Raw genomic sequence first — 19,077 nt, 5'->3', positions numbered from 1 at the left:
TCAGGTGCCTTTGCGTGCCTGGCCCATCGATTGCGTCATGCGGTCGAGTACAATCGCCATCAGCACGATGCCGACGCCCCCCACCGTCGCCAGCCCCATGTCGAGCCGGCCGATTCCTCTCAGTACCATCTGCCCCAGGCCGCCCACCGCGATCATCGATGCGATCACCACCATCGACAGCGACAGCATCAGCGCCTGGTTCACCCCCGCCATGATGGTGGGCATCGCCAGCGGCAGCTGCACCTTGACCAGCAATTGCCATGGCGAGGCGCCAAACGAGCGCGATGCCTCGATCAGGTCCGGGCGCACCTGGCGTATGCCCAGATTGGTCAGGCGTATCAGGGGCGCCAGGGCAAAGATGATCGTGACCACGACGCCGGGCACGTTACCGATACCGAACAACATCACCACCGGCACCAGGTAGACAAAGGCCGGCGTGGTCTGCATCGCATCCAGTCCGGGCCGCATCACTTCCTGCAGCCGGTCGCTGCGCGCCACCGCGATCCCCAGCGGCAGCCCGATCAGGATGCAGAAGATGAGCGATGTCAGCACCAGCGACAGCGTCACCATGGCTTCCGACCAGGCGCCGATCAGGCCGATGAGGACAAACGCCAGCACGCTGCCGATGGCCAGCTTGCGCCCGTTCACCCGCCACGCGATCACGAAGATAATCAACAACATCAACAGCTGCGGCACCGATTGCAGGCCGAGCTCCACGCTGCTCAGGATGTAGTCGATCGGCACGCGTATCGCCTGGAACGCCGGGCGGAAGTGCGCCACCACCCAGGCCAGCGCCGAACCCACCCAATCGCTCAAGGGGATCACTGCATCATTGAAGGGATGCCACCAGTCGATGCCGGTCGTCGCCGCGCTGTGGGCTCCGCCCAGAAAATCGCTGCCGCCGCTGGCCGCCGCTGCCGGCGCCGCGCCCCACTGGTCGACCGGGATGGACGCCGCCGCGCTGGCGGCATCGGAGGCGGCATCGGAGGCCGCCGCGCTGGCGGCCTGTGCAACGGGCTGCGCTATGGAAGTGCTCATGAATAGTTTCTCCTTATTGTTGAACTTAGGCCGTGACCAGAACCACATTCGACGGCTCGCGAACCGGCGCCGCCGATCGACGCCCCAGGAACTCCAGCACGCGCGACTTGCTGACCGCGCCCATGTAACGACCGCCGGCATCGCAGATCGGCACATCGTGCGGGCAGTTGGCCAACGGTTCGTACAGATCCGAGATCGGCGTATCCGCCGCCAGGCTGGCCGTGTTGGGCATGAACGCGTTGCGCAGCCGCGGCTGGCTGTTGCCGCGCAACTCCAGTTCGAGCGCGTCGACCGACACCACACCCTGGAACTTGCGGTCGCGGTCCACCACATAACCGTACTGGCAACCATTGGACGACAACTGCGCCAGCACATCGCGCAAATCCTGCGTGTCCAGTTCGACGATGGCTTCGGCCCGCATGTCGGAGACGTCCACCGCCGTGAACAGATTGGTGACATTGACGTTCTTGAAGAAGGAGCGCACATAATCGTTGGCGGGATTCTTGATGATCTCCTCCGCCGTCCCGACCTGCACCACGACCCCGCCTTCCATGATGGCGATGCGGTCGCCGATCCGGAACGCTTCTTCAATGTCGTGCGAAATGAAGATGATGGTGCGTTTGTCGTTGCGCTGCAGCTTGATCAGTTCGCCTTGCATCTCGTAGCGGATCAGCGGATCCAGGGCCGAGAACGCCTCGTCCATCAACAGCACCGAGGGATCGTTGGCCAGCGCGCGGGCCAGGCCCACGCGCTGCTGCATCCCGCCCGACAGTTCATGCGGGTAGCTGTTGGCGCGCGTGCCCAGGCCAACCTGGTCAAGCGCCCGCTGCGCTTTTTCATCCCGCTCCGCGCGCGGCACGCCGGCCAGTTCAAGCCCGAAGCCGGCGTTCTGCAACACCGTCAGGTGGGGCATCAGCGCGAACGACTGGAATACCATGCTGATGTGCCGCCGGCGCAGTTCGCGCAGCTGCTTTTCCGACATGCTGGCGATATCGACACCGTCGAATATGACCTGGCCCGCCGTCGGATCGGTCAGCCGGTTAAGCAGCCGCACCAGGGTGGACTTTCCCGAACCGGACAGCCCCATGACGACGAAGATCTCCCCCTCATAGACCGTAAACGACGCATCATTCACACCCAGGGTCTGCCCGGTCCGGGCAAAGATCTCTGCCTTGTCCACGCCGCTCCGCACCAGGCTCATGGCCTCGTCCGGTCGATCGCCGAAGACTTTGTACAGGTTCTTAACGATAAGTCGCTCTTTCATTTCTGCCATCTCCATTGATTGCCGGCTGCACGAACTTGCGCTGCGCGCCACGGCGTCTGATTGCTCTACAACTTTCATGTCTGAACCATAAGATACACTGCCCCGCCGCCACAAATTGCCCGATTCCGACATCCTGTTGACCGCGCACGTCAGGTTTGTTCCGGGCCGTGCGCGCCCCCTTCCAGAAGGTCCAGTGGGCATAACACTTGCTAACAACAACGGTGCGGACCCCGGCCACGCACCACGAAGTGGCGTCGGTTGCGCTGGCGTGCGCGGGTTACGCGCGCCATCATCCGCACAAGCGAAGGAGACTGACTTTGTTGAACACGCGACACGCCGGCAAAAGCAAGCTGTCCGTCGGCTTTATCCTGGCCCCCAACTTCACGCTGCTGGCGTTTTCCGCCTTCATTGACACGCTGCGCCTGGCGGCCGACGACGGCGACCGCAGCCGGCCCATTCATTGCGAATGGGCGCTGCTCAGCCACGACATGCGGCCCATCAGATCGAGTTGCGGGGTGGAGATCACGCCCACGGTGCAACTGGGCGCGCCAGCCCAGTTCGACTACATCGTGGTGGTGGGCGGCCTGCTGCACGCGCTCAAATTGCCGGCGCCGGTGAACGACTACCTGCGCGCGGCCGCCGCCGCTAACGTGGCCCTGGTGGGCATCTGCACCGGCAGTTTCGCGTTGGCGCGCCTGGGGCTGATGCAGGGACGACGCAGCTGCGTGAGCTGGTATGTGCACGACAATTTCCAGAACGAGTTCCCCGACCTGGAAGTCAGCTCGGAAGAATTGTTTATCGACGACGTCGACCGCCTAACCTGCGCCGGCGGCACCAGCGTGGTGCACCTGGCCGCCTTCCTGATCGAACGCCACTGCGACAAGGCGCGTGCCGCCAAAGCGCTGCGCATCATGATCGAGCACGCGCCGCTGCCGGCCGGGACGCCGCAGCCGCAGCCGCTGTTCACCAGGAACACCAGCGACTTCCGCGTGCGCAAAGCGATGCTGCTGATCGAACGCCATCTGGCCGATCCCTTGCCCACCGAGTTCATTGCGCAGCACGTCAACGTCAGCGTGCGCCACCTGGAGCGACTGTTCCAGAGCGAACTAGGGATGAGCCCGCTGGCCTTCGCCTTCGAACTGCGCCTCAACAACGCCTACCATCTGCTGCTCAACACCAGAAATCCTATCCTTGATATCGCGCTGCAGTGCGGCTTCCAGTCCAACTCCCACTTCTCGCGCAGCTTCCGCAACGCGCACGGCAAGACGCCATCACAGGTGCGGGAATCGGTGCGCCAGGCGGTGCCGGCGCTGTTGTGAAGCTGGGCAGGCCCGCTTATGCAGCGTGGCCATGCGCGCCGGCCGGCGCAAACGACACGGCGTGCTCGGCACGCGTCAATGCCATCCGCAAGCCCACGCCAAGCGCCTGCGGGCAAGCCTGGGGTTTGGACAGCGCCACGTCCAGCCACACGATACGGGGATCGCAAGCGAAGACGAAATCCATCAGCTCACGCAGCCGCGTTTCAAGCAGCGGCGTGTGCGGCGCGTCCGCCCACTCCCCCTTAATCCAGCGCACGATGGGCTGGTGATCGATGCAGCCGCCGCCAGCCGACATGATCAGGTTGACCCGGACCGGCTGGAACTCGCGCTCATGCTGCCAGATGCCGACCCGCGAGCGGGTCTCCAGGTTGGTGATGGCGATGACCGCACCCTTCGGCCAGTCGGTAAATTCCATCATGGCACCCGCATGACGCGCGGCACATGGCCTGTATGCTCGAGGAACGACGCCAGCGCGGCATGGGTGACCGCCATCGTGGCGGTATTGCGCAGCGGGTGGCCCTGTACTTTTTCCGCGGCCCATATGGCTTCGTCCACCACCAGCTCGACCGCATGCTGCTTGTCGTTGACAAGGGCAAAGATGCTGACGCCGCCCGGCGTCACGCCGAGGCAGCGCTGCAAGCGGTCGGGCGAGGCCATGCTCAGCCGGCTGGCCGGCAATTGCCGTCCCAGTTCAGCCGTGTCGACGCGCCGGTCGTGCGGCACGATCACCAGGATGTGACGCTGCCCCTTGCCATCGCGGATGAAGACATTCTTGGTCTTGATCCCCTCCAGGCGCGGCACCGCGGCCAGCGCTTCTTCGATGGTAAACACCGGCGCGTGTTCCACCGCTTCGAACGGCCATCCCTGCTGCGAAAACAATTCGTACAAGCCATCGTTTGCCACGCTCAGCGCCACATTGTCTTCCAATATTTCCACGTTCCCTCCGATTCATTTTCAGGTTGCACCCGCATCCAATTGTAGTGGTGCGGGTTGCGCGGCCATGACTGGAAACGACATCCGCTGGCACGCTTGCGCCAAGCGCACCGGCCTGCCACCGTGTCGCGATCGTGCCGCGATCGTGTCGCAATCGTGCCGCTGTCTGGCGTTCCGGTGACGTTGCCGGCGCCGCGGTTGCGGTGTAATGCACGCAGAACATCACACCCAACCACCGTCACCGGAAACATCATGACCTTGCCTCAAACAGAATCGACCTACATCCTGACCGTGTCCTGCACCAGCTCGGCGGGCCAGGTGGCTGCCGTCACCGCTTTTCTCGAACAGCACCAGTGCTACGTCGACGACATCGCCGCCTACGACGACAAGCGCGAACAGCGCTTCTTCGCGCGCTTCGTGTTCCACCGGGCTAGCGGCGCCCCGCTCACGCTGGAGGAAATGCGCGCCGGCTTTACCCCGATCGGCGCGCGCTTCGACATGGACTGGTCCATCAGTGACGCGGCGCGACGTCCACGCGTGCTGATCATGGTGTCGAAACTGGACCATTGCCTGCACGACTTGCTCTACCGCTGGCGGCTCAATGAACTCCGGATCGACATCGTCGCGGTGGTGTCCAACCATCCGGACCTGCTGCCGCTGGCGCAAGCGCACGACCTGCCCTTCCACCACTTGCCGCTCACCCCCGACACCCGCGGCGCGCAGGAGGAAGCGCTGCTGGACCTGATCGACAGCAGCGGCGCCGAACTGGTGGTGCTGGCGCGCTACATGCAGATCCTGTCGACGGCGCTGAGCGCGCGCCTGGCCGGCCGCGCCATCAACATCCACCATTCCTTCCTGCCCGGTTTCAAAGGCGCGCGGCCCTATCACCAGGCGCACAGCCGGGGCGTCAAGCTGATCGGCGCCACCGCGCATTACGTCACGTCGGACCTGGATGAAGGGCCGATCATCGAGCAGGTGGTGGAGCGGGTCGACCACAGCTACGATCCGGACCAGTTGCTCGCCATGGGCCGCGACATGGAATGCCTGGCGCTGTCGCGCGCGATCAAGCTGCAGGTCGAAAAGCGGGTCTTCCTGAACGGCCACCGCACCGTCGTGTTGCGCTAGCGGCCGCACCAGCGGCGGGGCAACGCAAGGGTTGCGGCCCCGCCGGTGGATGGAGCAAGGTCAGGCGGCTTTCGCCAGCAGGCGGTGCGGATCGATCACATATTTCTTCGGCGCGCCCGCGTCGAAGGCCGCATAGCCGGCCGGCGCCTCGTCGAGCGTGATCAGCTGCACGCCGACGATTTCCGCGATATTGATGCGGTCCCACAGGATCGCCTGCATCAGCTGGCGGTTGTACTTCATCACCGGCGTCTGGCCGGTGTGGAAGCTGTGCGACTTGGCCCAGCCCAGGCCGAGGCGGATCGACAGGCTGCCCTGCTTGGCCGCCGCATCGACGGCGCCCGGATCGTCGGTCACGTACAGGCCCGGAATACCGATCTTGCCGGCCGCGCGCGTGATTTCCATCAGCGAGTTCAGGACCGTGGCCGGCGCTTCATGCTGGGCGCCCGCGTGGCCATGGCCGCGCGCTTCGAAGCCCACGCAATCGACCGCGCAATCGACTTCCGGCGTGCCGAGGATTTGCTCGATCTGTTCGCCCAGGGTGGCGTCCTGCGACAAATCGACCGTTTCAAAGCCGACCTTGCGCGCATGCTCCAGGCGCGCCGGGTTGATGTCGCCAACGATCACCACGGCCGCGCCCAGCAGGCGCGCCGACGCCGCCGCGGCCAGCCCGACCGGACCGGCGCCGGCCACGTACACCGTCGTGCCGGGGCCGACACCGGCCGTCACCGCGCCATGGAAGCCGGTCGGCAGGATATCGGACAGGCAAGTCAGGTCGCGGATCTTGCCCATGGCCTGGGCCTTGTCCGGGAAGCGCAGCAGGTTGAAGTCGGCGTACGGCACCATCACGTATTCGGCCTGGCCGCCGATCCAGCCGCCCATGTCGACGTAGCCGTAGGCGCCGCCGGCGCGCGCCGGGTTGACCGTCAGGCACACGCCGGTGTGCTGTTCCTTGCAGGTCTGGCAGCGGCCGCACGCCACGTTGAACGGCACCGACACCAGGTCGCCGACGCTGAGGGTTTCCACGTCGGCACCCACTTCGATGACTTCGCCGGTGATCTCATGGCCCAGTACCAGGCCGGCGGGCGCGGTGGTGCGGCCGCGCACCATGTGCTGGTCCGAGCCGCAGATATTGGTCGACACCACGCGCAGGATCACGCCATGGCCGATCTTGCGTCCTTTCGGCGTCTGCAATTTCGGGAAGGGAATCGACTGCACTTCGACCTTGCCCTGCTCAATGTATACGACACCACGGTTTTCTGACATTGCTGTTATCTCCTCGTTTTTAATTTTGCTGGATTAACGGTCCAGCACCACGTCGGCCAGCGGCTTGCTACAGCACGGCAAAATCCAGCCCTGGTCGATTTCGCGCTGGCGGATGCCGCCGGCGTGCTTCATGTCGACCTGTCCGGCCGTCATTCTGGTCTTGCAGGTGCCGCACATGCCCTGGGTGCACGAAATCGGCAGCCGCAGGCCGGCCGCGCGCGCCGCCGCCAGGATGGTCTGGCCGGGCGAGCACGTGAGCTCGTCGCCGCTGCGGCTGAAGCTGACCTTGAAGCCGGCCCCGCCATCCTCCCCGGCCGGGGCCGGCGGCGCTTCCGGCTCGCTGTCCGCCAGCGCCAGGGCTTCGAATGAAAAACTCTCTTCGTGGTAGCCCGCCATATCGAAGCCGGCGCCCTCGAGCATGGCGCGCACCGCCGCCATGTAGGGCGCGGGGCCGCAGGTGTAGACCTTGCGTTCGCGGAAATCCGGCGCCACGTTTTGCAGCACCGCCAGGCTCAGGAAGCCGTTGAAGCCGGCCCATGCCGCCTGCGCGCCGCGCCGTTCGCACACGGCGCCCAGCCGGAACAGGCCGTCCCGGTTATGCGCCATCAATTCCAGTTCCCGCGCGAAGATGATGTCGTTCGGCGTGCGGGCGCTGTGCACGAAGGCGATGTCGGCGTCGAGCACCAGGTCGTGCATGGCGCGCGCCATCGACATCAGCGGCGTAATCCCGCTGCCGGCCGACAGGAACAGGTATTTTTCGCCCGCCGGCATCGCTTGCAGGAAGCAGGAAAAGCCGCCCGACGGACCGCGCACCTTGATGTGCGCGCCGGGCGCCAGGTTGTCGTGCAGCCAGTTCGAAACCTGGCCGCCCGGCACCCGCTTGACCGTGATCGAGACCGTATCGGGCCGCGACGGCGTGGACGACAGCGTGTAGCAGCGCTGGACCGGCTGGCCGCCGATCTCGAGCTCCAGCGTGATGAACTGGCCGGGCGCGTAACGGAACAGGCGCGGCGCCGGGGCGGAAAACACAAACGTCTTGACGTCATGCGTTTCCTGCCGCACGGCGCGGCACACCAGCGTATCGTCGCGGTCGCCGTCCCAGGAAGTGGCCATATTGGTGAGCGTTGCGTTCGACATGGCTTATCCGAGCTCCGCCGACAGGCGGGCGGTGTACCAGTTGCAGAATTTGTCGACCAGGCCTTCGGTGAAGGGTGAATACGGCCCCGGTTCATAGGCCGGGCTGGCGATGCCGCGCTGCGACTGTTCGCACAGTTGGCGGTCCTGGGCATTGGTGGCGTTCCACACGGCGGTCAGGTTGTCGACGTTGTAGTCCACGCCCTCGACCGCGTCCTTGTGCACCAGCCAGGTGGTGCGCACCAGGGTCTTGTCCACCGCGATCGGCAACACCGTAAACGTCACGATGTGGTCGGCCATGAAATGGTGCCAGGAATTGGGCTGGGTCCAGAACGACAGCGCGCCCAGGTCGGATTGCTGGAATTGCCCCAGCCGCTTGCTGCTGGCGGCCTTGCCGTTCATGGTCTGGGCTTCGCCCCCGCGGTCCAGCGGCAGGCGCTCGGTGCGGAAGCCGGTGACCCGGTCGTCCAGGTGGTCGATCTCACGGCATGGCAAGCCCAGCGCCTCCCACTGCGCATGGCGCTCGGCCAGGAGGCGGTTGTATTCGTTGATGCCCTCACAGGTCTCCGGCGTGGGCGCGTAGCCGAAACCGTACTCGAACAGGGAGCGGGTCAGTTCCGGATGGCTGCCGCGGCAGTGGTAGCACTCGCGGTTGTTTTCCATCGTCAGCTTCCAGTTGCAGTTTTCCACCATGTCGATCTGCACCGCCACCTTGCAGTCGGCCACGCGGTGCTGCTCGATGTAGGGCGTCATCTCCGCCGCCAGCTGTTCGATATCTTCCGGCGGATGGTCGGCCAGGCAGATGAACAACAGGCCGGCGACGTTGCGCAGGTGGACCGGCTTGAGGTTGTGGGTATCGCGCTCGAAGCCCTCGCCCATGTGTTCCGCGAACATCAGTTTGCCCGTCAGGTCGTACGTCCACTGGTGGTACGGACACACCAGGTTGCCGACCGCGCCCTTGTGCTCGTTGCACAGCCGCGAACCGCGGTGGCGGCACACGTTGTGGAAGGCGTTCACGTTGCCGTCGCCGTCGCGCACCAGCAGCACCGAGGTGGACCCGATGTCGACGGTGAAGAAGTCGCCGTCTTCCGGCACGCAGGCTTCCGGCCCGGCATAGATCCAGTGCTGGCCGAAGATCAGCTTCAAGTCCTGTTCGAACAGCACGGGGTCGAGGTAAAACGGCGCTTCCAGGCTGTAGCCGGGCTTGCGGCGTTCCAGCAGGGTGCGAAGATTCGGGGTAATGTTCATTGCTGTCACTTTCTTGCTAGAGATGTCACACGGAATAACGTTATGTTCAGCCAAGGCCGCCAGCGCGGCTTGTCTTTTTACGACGACTTTGGCGCTCTTTACGACCTCGCCTCCGCCGCCACGGCCTTCATGAAGCCGGCCATCAGCACCAGGATCAGCGCCAGGAACGGCGGCCCCATGGCAATGGCGCCCGCCTCTATCCCTTTCAGCGCGGATTCATCGCCGACCACGAACAGGATCACCGTCACCAGCGCGATCATGACCAGCCAGATCACTTGCTGGATGGCCGGCGTGTCGGGATTGCCGCCGGCCGCCAGGTTGCCGACCACGATGGCGGCCGAATTGACCGACGTGACCATGAAGATCACCAGCAGCATGACCACGGCCACCGCGGTGAAGCCGAACATGGGCAGGGTTTCCAGGAAGCGGAAGATGGCGGTATCGACACTGCCCAGGCCATGGCCGAAGGCGGACGAGCCGGAGGCGATGGAGTCGATCGCGCTGCGGCCAAACGCGGTGAACCACAGCAGCGAGACGACAGTGGGCGCCACCAGCACCACCCCCACCATCTGGCGCAGGGTGCGGCCCTTGGAGATGCGCGCGACGAACACCCCGACCAGCGGCCCCCAGGTGCACCACCAGGCCCAGTAAAACACGGTCCAGCCCTGCATCCACGCCTGGTCCGGGCGGTTCATCCAGTTGCTCAGGGGTACGAAGTAGCGGGCATAGTCGATGGCGCTGCCGGCCGCGTTGGCAAAGAAGGTCCAGCCGCCCACGGCCGCCACGACAGTCAGGAACAGCGACAGCGCAATCAGCATGTTGATGTTGCTGAGCACCCTGATGCCGTTATTCAAGCCGCGCAACAGGGTGAAGGCGGCGACAACGACGACCAGCGCGATGAACAGCATTTGATAGGCGAAGCTGTTCGGCACGCCAAGCACGTAGGTAATGCCGGCGGTCGCTTGCATGGCGGCCAGGCCGACCGACGTCGCATGGCCGAACACCGTCAGGATCACGGTGAACACATCCACGATGTGCCCGAGGGTGCCCTGGTGCGCCTTGCCGACGAAGGGCTGCAGGCCGGAGCTGAGGGAAAACGGCAAGCCCTTGTTGTAGCCGAAGTAGCCCACCACGACCGCCGTGGACAAGTACACCGCCCACGGATGCAGGCTCCAGTGGAATATCGTCGCCCCCATGGCGGCGTGCGCGGCCTCGGGCGTGTCTTTGGCGATATTGAGCGGCGTCTTGAACCAGGCGGTGTAATGCGCGACGGGCTCGGCCACGCCCCAGTACAGCAGGCCGACGCCCATGCCGGCCGCAAACATCATGCAAAACCACGACAGCGTGCTGAATTCCGGCTTGGCATGCTTGCCGCCCAGCCGGATGCTGCCATAGGGCGTGACGGCCAGCGCCACGCAAAACACCACCATGATGTTACCGGCGAACATGGTGAACGAGCCGAAGTACTTCAGGCTGGCCTGCTTGACTTGTTCCAGGAAGTGGGCGGCGGCTGGCGGATCGACCAGTGCGGCCGCCACCAGGACCAGCATGAAGAGGAGGGATACCGGAAAAATAAACCGGTGGAAATTCAATCCGAGGACACTGATATTGGCTTCGGGCCGAAACCCGCTCCCACCTGCTGCGTGATTCATTATTGCTCCTATCTTCGGAATGCAGCTTCTGCGCTGACTCCGGCCGCCTCTCTGCGGCCAGGATCAAACATACACGGCGCGCGGCGCGGCAATTGTCGGAATTACGACAATTTGTTGACTGTCTCCGCCAGCGCTCGACTGGGGCGGCTCAATAGCGCCGCCCGGCTCCCGGGATGGTGGTCCGGCAGCGCGGGGCGGGAAAAACGATGGGCAAGGCTGGGGGCAAGCGGGCGGCACCATGCGGCCTCCTGGGTTGGCACCGCGCGCGGACGCGTGCATAGCGCGATGCTAGCCGCGCACAGCCGTGGTGTCAAACCGCGCCGCGCCCGCCGTCAGGCGCGGGCGGCCAGCCTGAGCTCCGCCCGTTCCTGGGCCTGCGACAGCCGCCAGGTGGTATCGGCTATCGTCAGCGCCACGTCGACATCGCCGATCCGCCCATCCTGGCCGAGGATGAAGCCGGCCAGCGCGCGCACGGCCTGCTCGGGGCGGGCGCCGGACGCCGCGTCCGACCAGCTGCCCAGGATGTGTTCGCAGATCGGCTGGTAATCGATGCAATCTTCGATGGTTTGCGGGAATGCCGGCGCCAGCGCCCGCACGGTGACATCGACACTGGCGGCCAGCCGAGGGCCGGCGCGCAATTCGGTGGCCAGGGCGCGGACTTCGACCGTCCATGGGATAGCGTAGTTGGCCATGGCTCAGAAGTCGATCAGCCGGTGTTCACGCAGGTAGTCCAGCAGGATCTGCGCTTTTTGTTCGGCGCTGCCCTGTTTGACCACCTGTCCTCCGCGCGCGCCGGCGTCGCCGCCGATCGCGCCCATCATCCGGCTGTGGCCACTTTGCACCACCTTGGCCTTGAGCGGGCGCGGGCGCCGCGTGACCGGCTCCAGCAGCCATGCCGGCGCGGCCGCCGGACTGACGCCCACCACGCCCGCCACCCCCGCCACATAATTGACGCGCCCCGCCATGGCGCGCGCATAGGCGTACTGGCGGGTTTGCGCAGCGCGCGCATGCACGGCCAGCACGGCCGGCAGGCTGACTTCGAGCCGCCGGCGCATGCCCTTGGGCAGGAACTGGCGCACGGTCAGGGTCCGGCCGCCGGCGCTCGCTTCCAGCACGTCGCCCACCAGCGGCACCCGCAAGCCCTCTGCCAGCAGGTAAGGCAGCATGCCGGAAGCCGACTGGCCGTCCGAACGCATGCCGCACAACACCAGGTCGAAATTCTTCAGGCGCGCCAGCAGCGCCGGCAGCACGTCGGCGCTGTCCGCCACGGTCAGCACTTCGATGGTTTGAGCGCCCAGCCCGAGGTAATCGTCCAGGCTTTCCTTGCTGGCCATGCCGGCCGACAGCACCGTGAGGCGTTCGGGTGGCGCCAGGCGGTAGCCGAGTTCCAGCGCGGCCGCGTCGCTGACGCTGCGCACCGGCCGGCCGCTGACCGGGTGGCGGGCCGGCGATACCAGCACCGCGATCCTGAGCGTAGTTGTCATATTGTGCCTCTCATAGTCGTTATGCCCCGGCGGCGGCGCGTGCCGCCTGCACTTTCGGCAACAGCGCGCGCATCAGCGCCTGCGCATCTTCCACCAGGGTCAGGTTGGCGCGCTTGGCGATCGGCGCACTGTCGTCGAGGTTGACCGCGATCACATGGCGGCAATCCTTGATCCCCTGTAAATGCTGGACCGCGCCTGAAATACCGAACGCGATGTAGGCGCTGGCCTGCACGGTCTTGCCGGTGGCGCCGATCTGCTTGGCGCGCGGGAAGCGGCCGTCGTCCACCGCCACCCGCGACGCCCCGGTGGCCGCGCCCAGCGCCGTGGCCAGCGCGCCGAAGGTCTCCATGTCGCGCATGCCGTTGCCGCCCGAGAGGATGAAATCCGCCTCTTCCAGCCCGATCTGGTCGGGCGCGCTGGTTTCCAGGCCCAGGTCGCGCACGCCCTGCTGCGCAGCCTGCTCCGGCGCCAGGCCCTGCTCCACCACGCCGTGCCCCAGAAACGGCAGGCTGGCGTCGGCGGCATTGCGCGCCAGCAGGACGATGCGCGGCAAGGCGCAACGGGCGTAGCGTCCGCCCGGCACCACGCGGCAGGCCCCGGCGGCGTTGAGCTCGACCACGTCGGTGGCGATGCCGCAACCGATGCGCGCGGCCAGGCGCCGTCCCAGGTCGCCGTCGGCGCCGCGGTCGGGCAGGAAAATGTGGAGCGGCTGGTAGCGCGCGATCAATTGCTGCGCCATGGCCAGCACGCGCTCGGGACCGAAGACCGCCGCGTCCAGCTGCGGCAAGTCGATCACGGCGTCGGCGCCACTGGCGCCCAGGTCGCCCGACGCGCCGCCCAGCACCGCCACCGCGACCCCGGTGGCGCTATCGGCCAGCAGCGCGGCCGCGGCGATTGCCTGGTTCGCGTGTTCGTCCAGCATGCCGCGGTCGGCATGCACCAGCACCAGCATGTGGCGCTCGAACGGCAGCGTGCCGCGCAACTGCTTGCGCGCCGCGGCGTGCTGCGACTGCAGCACATCGCGCAGGCCGTCCTGGGCGCCCAGGACGATGCGCTTGCGCCCTTCCGGCGTGACCACGTAAGGGCGGCGCGGGTTGACCCGGCGCACCACGGTTTGATGACGTTCCATTTATTCCCCCAATCGCTGGGCAACCAGCTCGGCAAGTTCCATCACTTCGGGACGCGGCCCCACCACGCCTTCCAGCATGGCGGTGCAGTTCGGGCACGCCACGGCCACCACTTCGGCGCCGATGGTGCGCGCGTCGACGATGCGGATGTCCGGGATACGCGTGGTGCCCGGGATGTCGGTGAACGGCGCCCCGCCGCCACCGCCGCAGCAGCGCCCGCGCTCGCGCGAGCGCTCCATTTCGCGCACCGCGATGCCGAGCGCGGCCAGCACATCGCGCGGCGCGTCGAGTTCGCCGTTGTAGCGGCCCAGGTAGCACGGGTCGTGGTAGGTCAGCGGCGCTTGCAGCGCTTCGCCTTTCAGGCGGATGCGCTTCTCCCGGAACAGCGCGGCGATCAGGCCGCTGTGGTGCAGCACGTCGTAGCGCCCGCCCATGGCCGGGTATTCATTCTTCATGCAATGGAACACGTGCGGATCCGGCGTGACGATGTGCTTGAACTGGCGCTTGGCCAGCATGGCGATGTTGGCGCGCGCCAGTTGCTGGAAGCCCGCTTCGTCGCCCAGGCGGCGCGCCAGGTCGCCGCTGTCGATTTCCGCCTCGCCCAGCACCGCGAATTCGACGCCGGCGTGTTTCAGCACTTTCACCAGCGCCCGCAAGGCGCGCTGATAGCGCATGTCGAACGCGCCTTCGCCGGCGATCAGCAGGTAATCGGTGCGCCCGCCCTCTTCCAGCACCGGCACGTCCATGTCGACCGCCCAGTGGTAGCGCACGGCGCGCGGGAAACCGCCCACGGTTTGCGTGTGGCGCAGGTTTTCCAGCGCCTGGGCGCCCTTGCCGGGCACCGCGCCTTCCACCATGGTCAAGGCGCGGCGCATGTCGACCACGGCGTCCACGTGCTCGATCAGCATCGGGCACTCCTGCACGCAGGCGCGGCAAGTGGTGCACGACCAGATCGTGTCGGCGTCGACCAGGCCCGGAAAGATCGGCAATTGCGGCGCGCCGCCATGCTCGCCCACCGGCTTGCCGGGATAGGGCGTGCCGGCATAGGCCGCGTCGGTCTTGCCGGACAGGCCAACCACCATGTCCTGGATCAGCTTTTTCGGGTTGAGCGGCTGCCCGGCGGCCAGCGCCGGGCAAGCCGCCTCGCACTTGCCGCACTGGACGCAGGCATCGAACTGCAGCAGGCGGTTCCATTCGAAATCGGCCGGCTTGGCCACGCCGAAGTCGCCGTCCCCCAGCTTCAGCGGACGCAGATCGGTGGAGCGCTTGCCTTCAAAACGCTGCTGGCGCGGATGGAAAGCCAGGTTCAGCAGACCGGCCACCGCATGCTTCATGGGCCCGCCCATGCCGATACCCAGCGCCAGTTCGGCGGCGCCGGCGGTCAGCAGGGCGATCGCCAGCAGCGCGGGCGCCTGCGCGCCCTGCGGCGCATACCAGGCGGCCAGGCCGGAGCCCAGCGCGAAGGCGGCCAGCGTGAACGGCAGGCGCATCCACGGTCCGCGCGACAGCCGGGCTGGCGGCGCGCGGCGGCGCCAGGCCACCATGGCGGTGCCGGCCAGCATCAGGCACGAGGCCGCCAGCAAGACCCGGTCCAGCACCGGCGAATACAGCGCCAGCCCATAATTGACGCCAATCACCAGCAGCGCCAGCACGGCGCCGCCGGCCACCGCCACGTGGGTGCGTGCGATGAACGGTTCGCGCGCCACCACGTGGTGCAGGTCGACGAAATAGCGTTTCGGGATCGCCAACAGCGCGCCCAGCGCCACCGCCTGGCTGCGGCCCTTGCTCCACAGGCGGGCCCGCTGGCCCAGGCCCACCAGCATCAGCGCCATGCTGGCCCAGAATGAAATGGTCAGGAAATTTGCCAGCATGTCAGAAGTCCTTGCACAGGCGCAGAGAATCGTAAATGGCCGCGTGGATGTTGTGCATCGAGACGCAGTCGCCTACCCGGAACAGCAGGAAGTCGCCGGGACCGATGTCCTGCTCCAGCCGCGGCTGCGGCTCGGCGGCAAACAGCCGGTGCACGTCGGTCTCGCCGCGGTTCAGCGAGCGCTCCTTCAACTCCCAGTACAGGCCATCGTTGGGCGTGATGCCGTTTTCAATCACCACCTGGTCGACTTCGCGCTCTTCCTGCTCTTCGGTGTATTCGTTGCGGATGGTCGCGACCAGCCGGTCGCCGTCGCGCGCCACCGCGTCGAGCCAATAGTTCGGCGTCATCACCACACCCTGCGCATACATCCGACGGTAAAAGATCGGGAACGTGGTGCCGCCGACGTCGTCGCTGACCTTGACGTCCGGCGTCACGATTTCCACCAGGCTGCCGCGGCTGGCGATGAAGTCGGCCACGCCGGCGCCGGCGTGGGCGCTGATGCCGTCATACACCAGCACGTTCTTGCCCGGCGCAACCTTGCCGGACAGGATATCCCAGCTGCTCACGGCCAGGCCCTCGGCCACGTTCCAGTTCGGATTCTCGGCGGTATGGCTGCGCCCGCCCGTGGCCAGCACCACGATGTCCGGCTTTTCCGCCATGATGGCGCTGACGGTGGCCTCGGCGCCCATGCGGCGGTCCACGCCCAGGCGTTTGGTTTCCATGTCGAACCAGCGCACGATGCCGGCCATCTGTTCGCGCTGCGGCGCCTTGGCCGCCAGCATCACCTGCCCGCCGACGTAATCGTTCTTTTCAAACAGCACCACATCGTGGCCGCGCTCGCGCGATACCCGCGCCGCTTCCAGGCCGGCCGGACCGGCGCCCACCACTACCACCTTGCGCTTCTTGCCGCGCGTTTTTTCTATCACGTGCGGCATGGTTTCTTCGCGGCTGGTGGCCGCGTTCTGGATGCACAGCACGTCCAGGCCGTTGTACTGGCGGTCGATGCAATAGTTGGCGCCGACGCATTGCTTGATCTGGTCTTCCTTGCCGTCGCGGATCTTGATGACCAAGTAGGGATCGGCCATGTGGGCGCGCGTCATGCCGACCAGGTCGCACATGCCGTTGGCCAGGATGCGCTCGGCCTGGACCGGGTCGCGGATGCTTTGCGCATGCATCACCGGCAGGGTCAGGACCGACTTGATGCCGGCCGCCAGGTGCACGAACGGCTCGGGCGGCAGCGCCATCGGCGGCATGCAATTGACCAGCGTGTTGTGGGTGTCGGCGCCGGAACCGACGATGCTGATGTAGTCGATCAGGCCGGTCTTTTCCATGGCCAGCGCGATTTCCTTGAGCACTTCATGGCTCAGGCCATCCTCGTGGAATTCGTCGCCGCACATGCGCAGGCCGACGCAAAAGTCCGGGCCCACCGCCTCGCGCACGGCGGCCAGCACTTCGACGCCGAAGCGCATGCGGTTGACCAGCGAACCGCCATATTCATCGGTGCGCTTGTTGGTGCGCTGGCTCCAGAACTGGTCGATCAAATGCTGGTGTGCGGCCGAGATCTCGATGCCATCCATGCCGGCCGCCTTGACCCGCTTCGCCGCCGCGGCGAAATCCTGCACGATGCGCTGGATTTCATGCAGCTCGATGGTCTTGGCGTTGCCGCGGTGGACCGGCTCCCGCACGCCCGAAGGCGTCAGCAGGTGCGGCCAGTGTTCGCCGTGGTAATTCGAGCGGCGGCCCATGTGGGTGGCCTGGATCATGATCTTGGCGCCGTGCTTGTGCATGGTGGCGGCCAGGCGCGCCAGCGGCTCGATCACACGGTCGTTGGACAGGTCGACCGACTTCCACCAGCCTTGCGGGCTGTCGATCGACACCGGGCTCGATCCGCCGCAGATGCACAGGCCGACGCCGCCCTTGGCCTTTTCCTCGTAATAGCGGATGTAGCGCTCGCCGGGCACCCCGTTTTCGGCGTACACCTCGGCGTGGGCGGTGCTAATGATGCGGTTGCGGATCGTGAGCTTGTTGAGGGTGATCGGCGCGAACAGGTTAGGGTAACGCATAGCTGCCTCTTATTTCGGTTCGACAGTGAAGACGCAATAATCGAAGCCCTCCGCCGCGCACTGCGCTTCGCGGCTGGTCGTGAGGTAATCGCGGCCGGTATCCTTGCCCACCCAGTCCATGGCGCCAGAGAACCAGCCGGCGAACATGTAGCACAGCTTGTCGTGCGCTTCGGGCTGGGCCAGCACGAACGAGGAATTGAGCAGGCGGATGCGGGCATGGCCGGTCTCGGCGTCGGCCGATTCGAAGGCGAACAAACCCCAGCCGCGCTGCGACAGGCGGCGCAGGTAGTGCTCATACACCGCCAGGCCGGACAGTCCATGCGTCACGGCCTCCTTGGCGCACCAGAAATAAGCCGACTTGTAGCCTGCGTCGTACAACTGTTGCGCGTAGCGCTCGCGGCCCAGGGCCGCCTCGATGGCGATGTGGTTGTTGGTGAAGAAGTGGCGCGGCACGTACAGCATCGGCAAGCCGTCGGTGGTCCAGACGCCGGTTGCTTCGTCGACTTCAATCGGGAGTTGAGGCTTCATCAGTAATACCTTTCAATAGATTTCAGTGGCATCCAGGGACAGGGACGGACGGCGCGTCAGGCGCCCCACACTTCCCTGAACGTGTTGACCCAGTTGGCACCCATCACCTTGCGGATGCGGCTTTCCGTCCAGCCGGCCTTTTCCATTGCGGCGGTCAGGTTGGGGAACTCGCCGATGGTGCGGATGCCCAGCGGATTGACGATGGGGCCGAATTTGGTCAGCTGGCGGTGGCGGCCCTTGTCGTGGGTGATCCAGTCGAAGAAGCCCTTGTCGTAGCCCTGCGTGAAGTCGGTGCCGACGCCGACACAATCCTCGCCGGCCAGGTTGATCACGTATTCCAGCGCCTCGATGTAATCGTCGACGGTGGCTTCGATGCCGCGCTTGAGGAACGGCGGGAACATGGTCACGCCGATGAAGCCGCCGCGGTCGGCGATGAAGCGCAATTGCTCGTCGCTCTTGTTGCGCGGGTGTTCCTTCAGGCCGGACGGCAGGCAGTGCGAGTAGCACACCGGTTTGCTGGACGCCAGGATCGCTTCTTCCGAAGTGGAGCCGCCCACGTGCGACAGGTCGACCATGATGCCGACCCGGTTCATCTCGGCGATGACTTCGCGGCCGAAGCCGGACAGGCCGCCGTCGCGCTCATAGCAGCCGGTGCCGACCAGGTTCTGGGTGTTGTAGCACAGCTGGACCACGCGCACGCCCATGTCGGCGAACGCTTCGATGTAACCCAGGTTGTCCTCGAACGCGTGGGCATTCTGGAAGCCCAGGATGATGCCGGTCTTGTTGTTTTTCTTGGCGTCGAGGATGTCTTCGGTGCTGCGTACCAGCGACACCATCTCGCTGTTTTCGCGGATCAGCTTTTTCATGTCCGCGATATTGGCCACCGTGTCGCCGAAGCCCTCCCACACCGAGACGGTGCAGTTGGCCGCCGTCAGGCCGCCGCGCCGCATGTCTTCAAAAATCTCCTTGTCCCACTTGGCGATGATCAGGCCATCGATGACGATCGATTGTTCGTGCAATGTACTCATG

17 protein-coding genes are annotated in these 19,077 nt (G+C 65.9%); 2 read left to right on the top strand and 15 right to left on the bottom strand.

Annotated elements, in window-relative coordinates; translation table 11 throughout:
* Complete coding sequence (gene proW, locus ACEN9O_RS22125; protein WP_495613959.1) at window positions 1-1,038, bottom strand: glycine betaine/L-proline ABC transporter permease ProW; 1,038 nt, start codon at window positions 1,036-1,038, stop codon at window positions 1-3.
* 25 nt (window positions 1,039-1,063) lie between these two features.
* Window positions 1,064-2,302, bottom strand: coding sequence for a glycine betaine/L-proline ABC transporter ATP-binding protein ProV (gene proV / locus ACEN9O_RS22120; RefSeq protein ID WP_495613958.1), 1,239 nt, complete (start codon window positions 2,300-2,302; stop codon window positions 1,064-1,066).
* 320 nt (window positions 2,303-2,622) lie between these two features.
* Here proV and ACEN9O_RS22115 point away from each other — a divergent pair, with 320 nt between their 5' ends.
* Window positions 2,623-3,621, top strand: coding sequence for a GlxA family transcriptional regulator (locus tag ACEN9O_RS22115; protein WP_495613957.1), 999 nt, complete (start codon window positions 2,623-2,625; stop codon window positions 3,619-3,621).
* 16 nt (window positions 3,622-3,637) lie between these two features.
* On the opposite strand, the gene ACEN9O_RS22110 is transcribed toward ACEN9O_RS22115, so the two are convergent.
* Together ACEN9O_RS22110 and ACEN9O_RS22105 are read right to left on the bottom strand one after the other, a co-directional pair.
* On the bottom strand, window positions 3,638-4,039 hold the full coding sequence (locus ACEN9O_RS22110; RefSeq protein WP_495613956.1) for a dihydroneopterin aldolase: 402 nt from the start codon (window positions 4,037-4,039) through the stop codon (window positions 3,638-3,640).
* On the bottom strand, window positions 4,036-4,557 hold the full coding sequence (locus ACEN9O_RS22105; RefSeq protein ID WP_495613955.1) for a prolyl-tRNA synthetase associated domain-containing protein: 522 nt from the start codon (window positions 4,555-4,557) through the stop codon (window positions 4,036-4,038). The genes ACEN9O_RS22110 and ACEN9O_RS22105 overlap by 4 nt, the downstream gene beginning before the upstream one ends.
* A 249-nt stretch (window positions 4,558-4,806) precedes the next feature.
* Between ACEN9O_RS22105 and purU the strand changes: the two genes are divergently transcribed.
* On the top strand, window positions 4,807-5,679 hold the full coding sequence (gene purU, locus ACEN9O_RS22100) for a formyltetrahydrofolate deformylase (protein WP_495613954.1): 873 nt from the start codon (window positions 4,807-4,809) through the stop codon (window positions 5,677-5,679).
* A gap of 60 nt (window positions 5,680-5,739) precedes the next feature.
* On the opposite strand, the gene fdhA is transcribed toward purU, so the two are convergent.
* The 11 genes from fdhA to ACEN9O_RS22045 form a co-directional block, all read right to left on the bottom strand.
* Window positions 5,740-6,942, bottom strand: a complete 1,203-nt coding sequence (gene fdhA / locus ACEN9O_RS22095) for a formaldehyde dehydrogenase, glutathione-independent (protein ID WP_495613953.1) — start codon at window positions 6,940-6,942, stop codon at window positions 5,740-5,742.
* A gap of 33 nt (window positions 6,943-6,975) precedes the next feature.
* Complete coding sequence (locus ACEN9O_RS22090; protein WP_495613952.1) at window positions 6,976-8,079, bottom strand: FAD-binding oxidoreductase; 1,104 nt, start codon at window positions 8,077-8,079, stop codon at window positions 6,976-6,978.
* 3 nt (window positions 8,080-8,082) lie between these two features.
* Window positions 8,083-9,324, bottom strand: coding sequence for an aromatic ring-hydroxylating oxygenase subunit alpha (locus ACEN9O_RS22085; protein ID WP_495613951.1), 1,242 nt, complete (start codon window positions 9,322-9,324; stop codon window positions 8,083-8,085).
* Between the two features lie 98 nt (window positions 9,325-9,422).
* Window positions 9,423-10,976, bottom strand: a complete 1,554-nt coding sequence (locus tag ACEN9O_RS22080) for a BCCT family transporter (protein WP_495613950.1) — start codon at window positions 10,974-10,976, stop codon at window positions 9,423-9,425.
* Between the two features lie 332 nt (window positions 10,977-11,308).
* Window positions 11,309-11,668, bottom strand: coding sequence for a hypothetical protein (locus tag ACEN9O_RS22075; protein WP_495613949.1), 360 nt, complete (start codon window positions 11,666-11,668; stop codon window positions 11,309-11,311).
* Between the two features lie 3 nt (window positions 11,669-11,671).
* Window positions 11,672-12,460, bottom strand: coding sequence for an adenine nucleotide alpha hydrolase family protein (locus ACEN9O_RS22070; RefSeq protein ID WP_495613948.1), 789 nt, complete (start codon window positions 12,458-12,460; stop codon window positions 11,672-11,674).
* Between the two features lie 19 nt (window positions 12,461-12,479).
* Window positions 12,480-13,589, bottom strand: coding sequence for an electron transfer flavoprotein subunit alpha/FixB family protein (locus ACEN9O_RS22065; RefSeq protein WP_495613947.1), 1,110 nt, complete (start codon window positions 13,587-13,589; stop codon window positions 12,480-12,482).
* Entirely contained in the window at window positions 13,590-15,458 is a 1,869-nt protein-coding gene (locus tag ACEN9O_RS22060; protein WP_495613946.1) for a (Fe-S)-binding protein, read from the bottom strand. It abuts the gene before it with no gap.
* A 1-nt stretch (window position 15,459) separates the two neighbouring features.
* Window positions 15,460-17,520 carry an oxidoreductase gene (locus ACEN9O_RS22055; protein WP_495613945.1) on the bottom strand — a complete coding sequence of 687 codons (2,061 nt, stop codon included), beginning with the start codon at window positions 17,518-17,520 and terminating at the stop codon, window positions 15,460-15,462.
* Between the two features lie 9 nt (window positions 17,521-17,529).
* Window positions 17,530-18,048: a DUF5943 domain-containing protein gene (locus tag ACEN9O_RS22050; RefSeq protein ID WP_495613944.1), complete on the bottom strand. Its 519-nt coding sequence runs from the start codon at window positions 18,046-18,048 to the stop codon at window positions 17,530-17,532.
* A gap of 56 nt (window positions 18,049-18,104) precedes the next feature.
* Entirely contained in the window at window positions 18,105-19,076 is a 972-nt protein-coding gene (locus ACEN9O_RS22045; RefSeq protein WP_495613943.1) for a dipeptidase, read from the bottom strand.
* Window position 19,077 lies beyond the last annotated feature (1 nt).

This window comes from Duganella sp. Dugasp78 (assembly GCF_059491455.1).
The sequence above is the reverse complement of the archived record's forward strand: the minus strand, read 5'-3'. Positions and strand labels throughout refer to the sequence as shown.